This window comes from Occallatibacter riparius, from assembly GCF_025264625.1.
Classification (GTDB): domain Bacteria; phylum Acidobacteriota; class Terriglobia; order Terriglobales; family Acidobacteriaceae; genus Telmatobacter; species Telmatobacter riparius.
In genome coordinates, this window is record NZ_CP093313.1 from 5398772 (window position 1) to 5411390 (window position 12619).

The 12619-nt window shown below is 59.7% G+C and carries 13 protein-coding genes; 8 read left to right on the forward strand and 5 right to left on the reverse strand.

Annotated elements, in window-relative coordinates:
* Positions 1-235: 235 nt before the first annotated feature.
* The gene (gene fliB, locus MOP44_RS22085) at positions 236-1474 is read left to right on the forward strand and encodes a flagellin lysine-N-methylase (RefSeq protein ID WP_260792570.1); all 1239 of its coding nucleotides are present in this window, start codon (positions 236-238) and stop codon (positions 1472-1474) included.
* Positions 1475-1584: 110 nt separating this feature from the next.
* On the opposite strand, the gene MOP44_RS22090 is transcribed toward fliB, so the two are convergent.
* Positions 1585-3234 carry a flagellin N-terminal helical domain-containing protein gene (locus MOP44_RS22090; RefSeq protein WP_260792571.1) on the reverse strand — a complete coding sequence of 550 codons (1650 nt, stop codon included), beginning with the start codon at positions 3232-3234 and terminating at the stop codon, positions 1585-1587.
* A gap of 255 nt (positions 3235-3489) precedes the next feature.
* Between MOP44_RS22090 and MOP44_RS22095 the strand changes: the two genes are divergently transcribed.
* Genes MOP44_RS22095 through MOP44_RS22105 form a run of 3 tightly spaced genes read left to right on the forward strand, consistent with a single transcriptional unit; the run spans position 3490 to position 5432 of the window.
* Complete coding sequence (locus MOP44_RS22095; RefSeq protein WP_260792572.1) at positions 3490-3795, forward strand: flagellar FlbD family protein; 306 nt, start codon at positions 3490-3492, stop codon at positions 3793-3795.
* A gap of 39 nt (positions 3796-3834) precedes the next feature.
* Positions 3835-4611: a flagellar motor protein gene (locus MOP44_RS22100; protein ID WP_260792573.1), complete on the forward strand. Its 777-nt coding sequence runs from the start codon at positions 3835-3837 to the stop codon at positions 4609-4611.
* Complete coding sequence (locus tag MOP44_RS22105) at positions 4608-5432, forward strand: flagellar motor protein MotB (RefSeq protein ID WP_260792574.1); 825 nt, start codon at positions 4608-4610, stop codon at positions 5430-5432. Before MOP44_RS22100 ends, MOP44_RS22105 begins: the two co-directional genes overlap by 4 nt.
* Before the next feature lie 8 nt (positions 5433-5440).
* Here the strand turns inward: MOP44_RS22105 and MOP44_RS22110 are convergent, their stop codons facing one another.
* Positions 5441-5857 carry a secondary thiamine-phosphate synthase enzyme YjbQ gene (locus MOP44_RS22110; protein ID WP_260792575.1) on the reverse strand — a complete coding sequence of 139 codons (417 nt, stop codon included), beginning with the start codon at positions 5855-5857 and terminating at the stop codon, positions 5441-5443.
* Between the two features lie 90 nt (positions 5858-5947).
* Between MOP44_RS22110 and MOP44_RS22115 the strand changes: the two genes are divergently transcribed.
* Both MOP44_RS22115 and MOP44_RS22120 read left to right on the forward strand, forming a co-directional pair.
* Complete coding sequence (locus tag MOP44_RS22115; RefSeq protein ID WP_260792576.1) at positions 5948-6268, forward strand: tetratricopeptide repeat protein; 321 nt, start codon at positions 5948-5950, stop codon at positions 6266-6268.
* Positions 6265-6966 (forward strand): endonuclease III domain-containing protein, encoded by a 702-nt coding sequence (locus tag MOP44_RS22120; RefSeq protein WP_260792577.1) that lies wholly within the window; start codon positions 6265-6267, stop codon positions 6964-6966. The genes MOP44_RS22115 and MOP44_RS22120 overlap by 4 nt, the downstream gene beginning before the upstream one ends.
* Before the next feature lie 5 nt (positions 6967-6971).
* Here MOP44_RS22120 and MOP44_RS22125 read toward each other — a convergent pair whose 3' ends face one another.
* Both MOP44_RS22125 and MOP44_RS22130 read right to left on the reverse strand, forming a co-directional pair.
* Entirely contained in the window at positions 6972-7406 is a 435-nt protein-coding gene (locus MOP44_RS22125; RefSeq protein WP_260792578.1) for a deoxycytidylate deaminase, read from the reverse strand.
* Positions 7407-7574: 168 nt separating this feature from the next.
* Entirely contained in the window at positions 7575-9749 is a 2175-nt protein-coding gene (locus MOP44_RS22130; protein ID WP_260792579.1) for a glycoside hydrolase family 3 C-terminal domain-containing protein, read from the reverse strand.
* 326 nt (positions 9750-10075) lie between these two features.
* Here MOP44_RS22130 and MOP44_RS22135 point away from each other — a divergent pair, with 326 nt between their 5' ends.
* A complete protein-coding gene (locus MOP44_RS22135) occupies positions 10076-10606 on the forward strand; it encodes a prepilin-type N-terminal cleavage/methylation domain-containing protein (protein WP_260792580.1) in 531 nt (176 codons plus the stop codon).
* Positions 10603-11283, forward strand: coding sequence for an outer membrane lipoprotein chaperone LolA (gene lolA, locus MOP44_RS22140; RefSeq protein WP_260792581.1), 681 nt, complete (start codon positions 10603-10605; stop codon positions 11281-11283). The genes MOP44_RS22135 and lolA overlap by 4 nt, the downstream gene beginning before the upstream one ends.
* Positions 11284-11298: 15 nt before the next feature.
* On the opposite strand, the gene MOP44_RS22145 is transcribed toward lolA, so the two are convergent.
* On the reverse strand, positions 11299-12540 hold the full coding sequence (locus MOP44_RS22145; protein ID WP_260792582.1) for an ABC transporter permease: 1242 nt from the start codon (positions 12538-12540) through the stop codon (positions 11299-11301).
* Positions 12541-12619 lie beyond the last annotated feature (79 nt).

The window sequence follows — 12619 nt, forward strand, 5'->3', positions numbered from 1 at the left end:
ACAGGGCTCCGGCCAAAGCGTGCGCACTTGCGTGTATGCCGAAGCCGGCCCCATGCGAACTTCATCGGCAGAGCTGAGTCTGTGCATGAGCCGAGCAGTCGGCGATCGCGGCGTTCGCCCCTTCTGAGCTTGCTCCAATCTTCGCGAGAGCCCCTTGGACCGCGGGATGCCGCTGGCCACTGCGGAGCCTCTGTGGCCCACGCGGTCACGCATGCTCCAGCAGGAAGGAACCGGTTTGCGACAGACTCGAATTATCCAGCCAGATTATGCGGAGCGTTTCCGCTGCCTGGGCTCAGAATGCGAAGACACCTGCTGCTCCGGGTGGCAGGTGCCACTTGACGAGGCAGACTATGACAACCTCACCAGCGTGCCCGACGGTTCGCTGCGTTCGCTGGTCCGGGATTCCATCCTTCGCACCGAGGGGCGAGAGGGCGGCCAGGAGTCGCCCTTCGCAGTCTTCCGGATGCTTCCTTCCGGCGAATGCCCGCTGCTTTCTCCAGACAAGCTCTGCCGCATACATAAGCAGTGCGGCGAGCAGTATCTGGCGCGAATATGCGCTGTGTACCCGCGGCACTTCTATCGCATCGACGGCCAGAGCGAAACCGAGCTTTCGCTCTCCTGCCCTGAGGCGGCGCGTCTCATCCTGCTCTCCCCCTCGCTGATCTCCGGCGGCAGTGCGGCGAGCCGCCAGCTTACCTGGGACGAGACGGCTTCCCGCGGGGCCAATCTTCGCCCCTACTTCTGGCAGATCCGGGAAGCTGCTGTGAGTCTGATTCTCAATCGCACCTATCCGCTGTGGCAGCGGCTGTTTCTGCTAGGCATGTTCTGCCGCCGGCTGGAGGCATTTTCGCGAGGTGAGATCGACCGGCGATTCGTGGATCTGCTCGACGACTTTACACGCGCCGTGGCCACACCCGGGCTGCGCGAATCGATGCAGACGATTCCAGCCGACATCCCCCTGCAAGTGGAGATTGTGCTCATGCTTGTTATGGAACGATTGAAGGGGGACAGGCTAAGCCAGCGTGCGCGGGACATTCTTGACCTGTTTGACAGGGCAGTTGTCCAGACGCCGACCGCATCTATCGAGAGCCAGGCCTCTCGCTACGCTGAGGCATACCGGCGCGATTTTACGCGCTTTTTTGGGAGTCACCCTCGCGTCCTAGAGAACCTGCTCCTCAATGCAGTCTTCCGTGACGCCTTCCCGTTTGGCAAGACGCTCACGCCGGCGGGCGGCGACCCGGAACCGGCAAAGGCATTTGCGATGCTGACGATCCAGTTTGTTCTGATCAAGGGTTTGCTGATTGGCGTTGCTGGAGCACGCGGCAGCCGGTTCGCATCGGCTGATGTGGTGCAGGCAGTGCAGACAGCTTCACGCCTGTTCGAGCACACTCAATTCCTTCGCAGCGCCTATCGCCTTCTGGAAGAAAGAGGGGTGGCCGACGCGCGCGGCCTCACCATGCTGATTCGCAATTGACATCGTCCGGCCGATCCCACGCGCGCGAACGGAATATAAGGAGCTGCACCTGACGACAAAGGAGGATGCCCGAAGGCACCCTCCTCTGGTGATGAAATGGCGGCTGTGCGTTATTGCAACAGCTTGGTCACTTCCTGCTGCATGCTGTTGGCCTGGGCCAGCGCAGAAATACCGGTCTGACTCAGGATCTGATACTTCGACATGTTTGACGCCGCCGTGGCGTAGTCGGTGGCCTGCACGGCGTCCTGGGCTGCAACGATGTTCTGCTGCTGGGTGCTCATGACATTGCTCACCGCGTTCAGAGTATTGATCTGGGCGCCAATGTAACCATCCTGCGCAGCAACCGCTGCGATGGCCCCGTTCAGCGCAGTCAATGCGGACTGGGCATTGGTCTGGTTGGACAGGTTGGTTGAGCTGAGGTCCTGGCCGGCAGAGGCCGAGTAGCTGATGGTGGCGGTTCCACCCGTGCCGTTCGTATCCACGACGCCTGCCTGCGCTGCCGCGCCCGTGCCGGTATCGCCGATGCTCGCGTTCACAGCGAACTTCACGTAAGAAGCCTGTGTTTGGAGGGATTTCGTGTCGGTAGCCGCGGCCAGGTTGGTAAGGTCGACCGTCGTTGTTGGATTGGACGACTTCATGCTCATGATGGCCGTCGCGCCCGAAAGATCCTCGCTCGCCGTTACCCCCCAACCTTGCTGGTTGATGTACGTGGTCAAGGTGTCCATCGTGAAGTTCGATCCGCCATTGCCAGTAGCGAGATCGATGGAGTGTCCGGCGACCGTGATGGTTCCCGACAGGGTGTCGAGGGACGCCATCTGCGCAGCGGTCTGGGCACCAACCTTGGTCAGGGTGAAGCCGCCAAGCGCTCCAGCATTGGTGCCGGTACCGATCTTTGCGCCGGTGATCTGGATACCAGTATCAACGCCGCCTGCGTTGTGCGACGCGGCCTTGGCAGCCGAGCCCGCCTGCGCGGCCGTTGTGAAGCTGGCGCTGAGGCCCGTGCCCGAGTCATTGATCGCACTGATCAATCCGCCCACCGTATTAGCATAGTTCGTTCCAGCTCCCACTGAGATGGTGGCCTGAGCGCTCACCGCGGAATTGTTCGCGCCGGTCGTCATGTAGTTGACCGTGATCGAGGTCGCACCACCCGCGCTGAGGCTATCGGTCAGGGCTGCGTTCTTGCCCGCTGTGGACAGATCGATAAACAGATTGTCCTTGCCGTCGCTATATGCCATCGCGCCGTTGGTATCGCCAATGCTTGCAGAAGACAGCGAACTGATCGACAGCTTGTCGATCGAGGCGCTCGAGGTAGATGAATCGCCCGTGTAGATGCTGGTGGTCGATCCGAACACCTGGCGTTGGTTGTAGCTCGTAGTCGATCCAATGTTATTAATTTCGGAGAGAATCGACTGGTACTCCTGGTTCGCAGCGGACTGCTGCGAGCCGTTGAGCGTACCGTTGGATACCTCCGTGGCCAGCGTGACGGCGCGATTGAGCAAGTTTGTGACCTGCGACAGAGCGCCATCGGCAACTTGCAGAAGACCTACGCCTTCCTGCGCGTTGGTCTGCGACTGCGCCAGCGCGGTAGCGTTAGCCTGCAGTCCGTTGACAAGTGAAAGGCCCGCGGCGTCATCCGCGCCCGAATTGATCTTCGAACCGGACGAGAGCTGCTGCAGAGTCTTGGAGAGGTTGTTGTTCGTGTTGTTAAGATTGTGAGCCGCATACATCGCGGACAGGTTGTTCAAGACACCCAGGGACATGGGTCACTCCTTGCGATGCGTGGAATTGCGGCCCAAAACCCCCGATGCTTGCTCCCATTATTTTTTGCTGCCCTGGGCTGCTGCTGCGGGGTGGTACCGTCGCATCATCTGGGCGTTTTTTCGGCCTATAGCGGGATCACTTTACGAGCTGGGGCAAAGTGTCTCGGTGCGAAACACTCGGTTACCTTGACCTTCTAATTTGCTGAACGTTTTCCTTTCGCCCGTCGATAACTCCTCCATAAAGGAGTCGCGGCAATGATTGAAGTCACGCGCCTCAACGGCAATCCAATGCTGTTGAACAGCGACCTGGTGAAAACGGCGGAGGCTTCTCCCGATACAATGGTTACCCTCATTACAGGCGAGAAACTGATCGTGAAGGAAACCTGCGCGGAAATACTGGAGCGCGTGCTCGATTACAGGGCAAAGCTCCTGTCGGCAGTGGCTCGCCGGCTTCCACCCGGCGTGAACCTCGAGCGCGTCGTCTCCCTTATCAGCTTGCAGAACCCGGAAGGTCCCGATAAAGTCGATCCGCCTTCATCCCGCAGGTCGGACAGCCGATAACAAAAGTAAACTCCGGTTCCGCGCGGAGGAGCCCTGGTCATGGATAAATCGAGTATTGGCGGCGTGTTCCTCGCCATCGCCGGAATTGTTGCCGGCTTGCTGATGGAAGGCGGGAAGATCAGCCAGGTCCTGCAGCCCACCGCGGCCCTCATTGTGTTCGGCGGGACATTCGGCGCGGTTCTGCTGCAGTTTCCAATGTCGGCGGTGCTTGGCGCTTTCGGCAGAATCCTTAGAATCTTTTCCGCGCCTGGCAAGCAGCAGGATGATCTACTCGTCAAGCAACTCGTCGGATTCGCAAATAAAGCGCGCCGCAGTGGCGTGGTCTCCCTCGACGCCGATCTAGAAACCATTCAGGATGCCTTTCTCAAACAAGCCGTCATGCTTGCTGTCGACGGAACCGAGCCTGCCGACCTGCGCCGCATCATGCAGGTCTCGCTCGACTCCTACGCAGAGAACGAAGATCGGTTTCCCGCGGTATTCGAGTCCGCCGGCGGCTTCTCCCCGACCATCGGAATTCTCGGCGCTGTTCTCGGCCTTATCCAGGTGATGCAGCATTTGGATCAGATTGAGGAGGTTGGCCGGGGCATCGCGGTGGCGTTTGTCGCGACGATTTACGGAGTAGGCATTGCGAATTTGATTTTTCTACCGATGGCGGGAAAGATGCGCATCCGCCTGCGCGACGACGTGAAGCGGCGGGAGATGATGCTCGAGGGCGTGATCTCGATCCTTGAGGGGATGAATCCGCGCATGCTCGAAGTGAAACTCGCTGGGTTCCTGGATGACAGGCGACTGAAGAAGCAGGAGCGTGCTGCGTGAGGGCGCGCGTACATCGCAGCCGCGTGACGCATGAGCGCTGGCTGGTTTCGTACGCCGACTTCATTACCCTGCTGTTTGCGTTCTTCGTCGTTCTTTACGCTTTTGCGCGCGCTGACGAGAAAAAGAAAGCTCAGCTTCCGCAGGCGATCGATTCGGCGTTCACTGCAATGGGCGCGTTTCCTGACTATTCATTCAAGCCGGGCGACGCGAAGTCTGCGCGCGGTGCAACAGCCTCCGACACCGTTGTGATGGGTATCCAGGCACTCAGTCCCACCATGGTGAAGGATGACCTGAACCGGATCCAACACGAGCTTGAACAGAAACTGGCCGGTCAGGTGGCGCAACATACAGTCGTGATCAAGATGGGCCGCGATGGACTGGTGATCAGTTTGCGCGAAGCTGGATTTTTCAATTCCGGATCGGCGACACCGCGCCCCGAAGCGCTCCCTGCGATGCGCAAGATCGGCGCATCGCTCGCAGGCACGGTCTACGATCTGCGCGTGGAAGGCCACACAGATGATATTCCGATTCACACCGAGCAGTTTGATTCCAACTGGGAACTCTCATCCGCACGCGCCAATCACATCGGCCGCATGTTGCTGGATCTTCACGCAATTCCACCGGATCGGCTGTCCGCAGCCGGATATGCCGAATTTCATCCACTGGACAGCAACATCACCGCCGAGGGGCGCGCCAACAATCGCCGTGTGGACCTCATCGTGCTCCCGGTTACGGCAATCAACTTTGCCGCTGCAAACTCCGTGCGCTCCAATGGCCCATGGCGCAAGATCACCGATGAGGACGAGCCGAAGACGAAATAGCCTGGCGCCTACTCGACCCCAAGCACCTTCACGATGACGCGCTTGCGCCGCTGGCCGTCGAACTCCGCATAGAACACGCGTTGCCATGTGCCAAGGTCGAGGCGGCCATTCGTGACAGGCAACGTGGTTTCATGGTGCAGCAGCAGCGACTTCAAATGTGCGTCGCCGTTGTCTTCGCCGGTCTGATGGTGCTTATAATCGGGACGCGCCGGAGCCAGTTCCTCGAGCCATTTACCTATGTCTTCAATCAGCCCGCTCTCAAGATCGTTGACATAAACCGCTGCCGTAATGTGCATGGGGGAAACGAAGCAGAGCCCATCGCGCACACCGCTCTTGCGGACGATCTCTTCGACTTTGTCGGTGATGTGCACCATCTCACGCCGCTTTTTGGTTTCAAAGACAAGATATTCCGTATGACTCTTCATTGCGCCTCCACTTGAATCTGCCCAAGCCTTATCCTTATAACAGTGACCACGATGGGCCGCCAATCCGCACACGAACTCTCGGAGGCCGGAATGGAACTTCTGGCCGCGGGCCAGCCTGCCGAGGCAGCCCGCGTCTTTCGTGCCTCCATTGCCGCCGATGAGCATTATTACGAAGCGCACCACGGCCTGGTGCGTGCATTGCGCGATGCCGGACAGTTGGAGAATGCCATCGGCGCAGCGCTGGCGCTGACCGCGCTTACTCCCAATGACCCCTTGGCGCACACTGCGCTCTCCATCTCGCTGCAGACAGCCGGCCATATTCCTGAAGCCGAAGCCGCCGCAGCCAAAGCACGCATTGTGGAGTGGAAGATCCAATTGCAGTCCTCGCCCGACGAGAATCCCTCCCTGTGAAATCCCGGAAAAGACAGAGCTCCGCTGGACGCATTCGCCGCATACACAACCGCCTGTTGGAGGTCTATGGTCCGCAAGCGTGGTGGCCTGCGCAGACCCGCTTCGAGGTGATCCTCGGCGCCTATCTCACCCAGAACACCGCATGGAAGGCGGTCGAGCTCTCGCTGGCCAACCTTCGCGCTGCCGGGGCACTGACGATCGCCGGTCTGCGAGGTGTGTCGCTGGATGAGTTGCAACGGCTGATTCGGCCGTCAGGGTTCATCACTCGTAAAGCGCCGGCGTTGAAAGCGTTCGTCTCGATGCTGGATGCAGAATTCGGTGGATCGCTCGACACGCTGTCTGCGATACCCACGGATACTCTTCGAGAGCGCCTTCTCACGCTGCCCGGAGTGGGCCCCGAAACGGCTGATGCCATCATGCTCTACGCGCTTGGCCACACGGTTCCCGTGGCCGACGAGTATCTGCGCCGCATCGCTGAACGGCATCGCCTGATCACGCCGCCTCCGCAGAAGAACCGGCGGGGCTACGACTCGCTTGTGCAACTAACATCCGAAGCATTCGCCAGCGAGCCTGCGAACGAAAGGGCCCAGCACTTCAATGAGTTTCATGCGCTAACGGTTGCGGTGGGTAAGGCGCATTGCGGGCGCACTCCGCGCTGCGAAGGATGCCCGCTGGCCTACGATCTTGAGAATGCTTGATCGCCCTATTTGGCCGGCGCAGGCCGGATGATCAGATCGATACCAGATTCTGCGAAGATGGTCCGCGTGATCTCGAAGCTCTCGATCCAGCGCTCATTGTTGTTCTCGAGCGTGACCACGCGCTTGATGCCGGCCTGCACAATCACTGCTCCGCAATTCGAGCACGGCATGAACGGAACAACGTAGAGCGTGCATCCATCGAGCGGCTGGCGCGCGCTGAGAATTGCATTCATCTCGGCATGAATGATAGTGCGGTATTTCTGCTCGCGATCGTGGAGGCGCGAATCGGAGTCGTCAATTCCTGCAGGGTGGCCGTTGAACCCCAGCGAGACCACGAACTTACCGCGCGTGATGACCGCGCCCACCTTCGTGCTTGGGTCCTTTGACCAGGTAGCCACCAATGCGGCCATATCGAGGAATCTCGCGTCCCAATCGCTCATGGGCTCCTTCTTTGCGGGGGTGTCAGAATCTCTTTTCAGCCTAACAGGCACCTGCGGTGCGGCCACCTTCCATAGGTTCCAGCCAGGGCGCCTTCCGTTTCTCCCTCATGCTGGAAGCCCCAGGCCTCAATTTCGAAGACTTGGGGCATCCGCACTTCCTCGTCCTGTCTAAGGCTTGTATTCTCCGGCTGTATCGACATCCAGCGTACCCTGCACCGGCAGGCTGTCGCTCGATCCACCCGCCAGCACACGCACCTGTTCCTTCTCCACGCGCCACTCGTGCGCCGAAGCATCCCAGTAAGCAAGATCGCGCGGCTTCAGATCGAGCGTAACGGTCTCGCTGCCGCCCGGAGCGACATGCACCCGCTTGAACCCCTTCAGCTCAAGCTGCGGCCGTTCCACCTTCGAACCCAGGTGCTGGACATACATCTGCACCACCTCATCGCTGGCACGCTTGCCTGTGTTCTTCACCTTCACCGCGACCTGCACCGTACCATCGGCGTTCACGTGCGACGCGCTCAACTTCACGCCCTCATATGCGAACGTGGTGTAGCTGAGCCCGTAGCCAAACGCGTAGAGCGGCTTCTGCTTCGAGTACAGATACGTGCGCCCATGCAGCAGGTTGTAATCCATGATGGGCAGCAGCTGGTCGTCGCCCGTAGGCCAGGTCTGGTTCAGCCGGCCCGCCGGCGAGTAGTCGCCGAACAGCACATCCGCCAGTCCGTGCCCTTCCTCCTGGCTGTTATGCGTCATGTGGATGATGGCCGGCAGTTTCTGCTGGCTCCACACAATCGCATACGGGAAGCTCGAGCGCAGCACTTCAATGGTGCGCGGGTTGGCCGCGAACACCTGCTTCACAAGCTCTTCCTGCTCTAACGCGATGGTCTTGCGATCCACGCTTTCTTTGCCGTTCGAAGGCACCGGGCACTGATCCCAGCCTGCATTGCACGTGGGATGATTGCCGACGACAACGATCGCCACATCGGCCTTCTTTGCGATGGCAGCGGCCTCTTCGGCGTTCGAACCATCGCTGACCAGCACGTTGACCTTGCCGCCGACCGCCTCCTTAATGCCATCGATAATCCCCACCGAGTACGGAGGCGTGCCGCTGTACCAATCCAGCAACACCGTATTAGCCCACGGCCCGATGACCGCGATCGTCTTCAGCTTGGAGCGATCCAGCGGCAGCGTATTCTTCTCGTTCTTGAGCAGCACAATCGACTCGTCCGTTGCCTTGCGCACCAGTTCCCTGCTCGCCGGCTGGTCCCACGGCGCCAGCGCGCCATCGGTGGCTACGCCGATCTTCGCATAGGGATCGACGCCCGCCGGATCCATTTCGCCCAGCCGCAGATAAAGGCGCAGCAGATTCTTCAGCGCAGCATCCATATCGGCTTCGGTCACCAGGCCATCTTTGAGGGCCTTGGTCAGGTCGCCCTTGTAGTTGTCCAGGAAGTGATTGATGCCGGCCTTCACCGCCGCTGCCGAGCCCTGCTCCTTGTTCGGGAACGTCTTGTGCGCGCTGATCAATAGCCCGAGTGCGCCGCCGTCCGTGCAAATGAGCCCGTCGTTGTGCCACTCGTCGATCATGATCGACTTCAGGATCGGGTGGATCATCATCGGCGTGCCGTTCCAAGAGTTGTAGGCAGCCATGACAGCCCGCGATCCGCCCTCTTCAAATCCCATGCGGAACGGAACCGAGTAGTACTCGCGGAAGAGGCGCTCATCAAAATCGGACGAGCTCGATGCGCGGCCGTGCTCATTCTCGTTCGCCAGGAAATGCTTCATCAGCGACGAAGCCAGCCAATGCTTGGGATCGGGCCCCTGCAAACCACGCATGAAGCCGACTGACATCGACCCGACAAGGTACGGGTCCTCACCCATCGACTCTTCCGTGCGGCCCCACCGCGGATCGCGGCTCAGATCCACATTGGGTGCGCGTACAACCACACCACCAAAGTCGTACACCGGGTTTTGATAGTAGTAGCGCGCCTCCTGCCCTTCCAGCGCGCCAATCTTCTTCATCAGATCGACGTCCCATGTGTTTCCCAGCCCCTTCTCCTGCGGGAAGGTCGTCGTCGGTAGCGGCTGTCGGCCGCGCGGACCCCATCCTCCGGGCCCGCCCAGCGCTAAACCGTGCAGACCTTCCACCTGGCCGGAAAAGACCAACTTCAGCCGATCGAACTTCGGATGATCCGACATCAACTGAACCTTCTCATCCAGGCTTAGGCGGCCCAGCAGATCGGCGATGCGCTGATCGTCTGACAACTTCGTATCGCGGAATGGATAGTCGGCCTGCGCCAAGGTGAAGATTGGGGCGGCAAACAGAAGCAAAAAGACACACAAAAGCGATTTTTTAGAGCATACTCGCACGTACATTCGGGTCTCCAGGAGTGAACAGCGAAGAGTAACACAATGCAGTTGTCAGTGATCAGTTGTCAGTGGTCAGTATTTCCGCCTCCACGGCAATCTCGAACTCTGCGTAGATCCGGGCGACGCCTATTCCTGCGAAGAAGCGTTAGAGCCCGAGGTCGAGCGGGTTCTGACAACTGACAACTGATCACTAACAGCTCGCTTTTGAGCGCTTTCTTTCCCCAACGCGTCCATACGTTGTAGGATTCTCTTCGGAAGGGCTGCTGCCGCGGCCTGCCCGGTGAGGGGCTCACAACCTTATGACACGCACGAACTTGCTTCATCTCAGACGCAATCGCCGCCCGCAGCCCAACGGCTTCACGCTCATGGAATTGCTGATCGTGATGGCGATTATCGCGATTCTCATGCTCATTGCCATTCCCACCATGGGAAACATGACGCGCTATGCCAATGAGACGTCGGCCATCAAGTCGGTGCAGGCTATCAATCTGGCGCAGAGCCAGTACAGCACAACGTTTCCCAGCAACGGTTTTGCCTGCTCGCTGACTGCTCTTGGCGGCGATCCGCACGCCGGGCCGCCAACCGCGACCAGCGCGCACGTGCTCGACCAGGGACTCGCAAGCGGCGTGAAGTCGGGCTACCAGTTTGCGATCACGAATTGCGTGAAGAACAGCCAAAACGGCGGTGATCGCGTCACGGGCTACACCATCATTGCTCAGCCTCTAACAGTCGGAAAGTCCGGCAATCGCACCTTCTGCGGCGATGAGGGTGGCGAAATCAAGTTCGATCCCACCGGCGGAACCAACTGCACCCAGAACCTCAGCCAATGACAGAAGACTCTCAATCGGTCCGCGGCGGCCGGCTCTTGCTGGCCGCCGTTGCTTTATGGGCGGGTTTGCTCGCGGCCCCGCTTCCGGCACAAACACCCGATGCCCATACCCTTGCGCAGAAGGTCGACCGGCACTACAACAAGCTGCACTCCCTCAAAGCCGGTTTTGTCGAGAGCTACAATGGCCTCGGCGTGAAGCGAACCGAGAGCGGAACGCTGCTGCTCGAAAAGCCCGGTCGTATGCGCTGGGACTACTCCTCGCCCGCTGGAAAGATCTTCCTCCTCGACGGCAAATACGCATGGTTCTACCATCAGGGTGATCCGCAGGTCCAGCGCATGAAAGCCAAGGAGCTAGATGATCTGCGCTCGCCGTTGCGTTTTCTGCTCGGCCACACCGAACTCGAAAAGGAGTTCAACCAGCTCACGCTCAAGCCCGCCGCCAATGGAGAGTTCACGCTCACCGGCGTTCCCAAAGGCCAGGAAAACCGCATTCAACAGGTGTCGCTCAGCGTGCGGCCTGACGGCGCCATCACCGGCATCGCCATCGAAGAAATCGACGGCGCGATGACCACCTTCTCGTTCACAAACGAGGCGGCCAATACAGCGGTCCCACCCAACTCTTTCCGATTCACACCACCCGCAGGCGTGCCAGTGATAGATGGAATGCCACCCGTCTAGCGGAACCTGCCCGCCTCACTCGTAACGCAACGCTTCAATCGGATCCAGGTTCGCCGCGCGAATCGCAGGAATCATCCCGCTGACCAGCCCCGTGAGCACCAGGATGATCGTCGCGACGACGACCGATATGGGCGAGATGATGAGCTGGATATCGGCGTCCTGAGCGTGCAGCGCAATCTCGCTGTAGAAGGGAATGCGGCCCACCAGCACCGAGATCAGGTAAGCCAGCCCCACCCCGCAGAATCCCCCGACACCGGTGATTACCATCGCTTCCGATAGAAACTGCGTAAGAATGTGTTTGCGCTGGGCGCCCAGGGCCTTCTCGATGCCGATCTCCCGCGTGCGCTGCTGCACCGCCACCAGCATGATGTTCATCAACCCAATGCCCGCAATGCCCAGCGTGAGCGTCCCCACAAACGCCAGCAGAATCTGCAGCGCCATCGACAAAATGCTGAACTGATGCAGTTGCGTAAGCAGGTTGGCGACGTAGATGGCGTTGTGATCAGACGGGCGGAAGTGATGCGCCGAAGCAAGCGTGGCCCGCACATTCTGCTCGATGAGTTGATAGTTCCCCTGGTAGTTGAACCACAGCCCGCCCAGGTACTTGGTGTCCGTCAGATCGCTCATCGTGGAGAACGGAATATAGATCTGGCGGTTGCGGTCGCTGTCTTCGCCTTCCTGCATCTTGGGAGTGAGCACGCCGACGATGATGAAGTGAACCCCGTTCAGCCGGATGGTCTGGCCGATCGCCCATTGCCCCGAGAACAGCTTGGTCTTGGCCTCAGAGCCGATGACACATACATGGGCGCGCTGCTGCTCCTCAGTGGCGTTGAAGAAGCGGCCCGAATCCGTGTCGAGTTTCCAGATGTCCTGGAACACTGCGCGGGTGCCGTTCACCGTCCATGTGTAGGAGTGCAGGTCATTCTGGACCGTGACGTCTTTAAATGCCATGGGCGAAATGTGGTTGATCCCCGGAACCGCCGCAACAATGCGATCAATGTCTTCCTGCGTGAGTCGCACCTGCACACCGGCCTTGTCACCACCGGCCTGTTCGCTGGTGCGGCCCGGGAAGACTCCAATGATGTTCGTGCCCCACTGCGAGAAGATGGCCTCAATGGCGCGCGTAAAGCCGGCGCCATAAGCGAGCAGCAGCACGACGGTAGCAATGCCCCACGCCATGCCGACCATCGTGATCGTGGTACGGCGGCGGTTGTAGAGCATCGCCTCCCAAGCCTGGCCGAAGATGTCTTTGAGCATGGCAGCTAGCTCCTGGCTTACAGCTCTTCGTATCCGTTGTTTGGTGCTGACTTCGTCATCCGATGCCAAATCCGCTAAG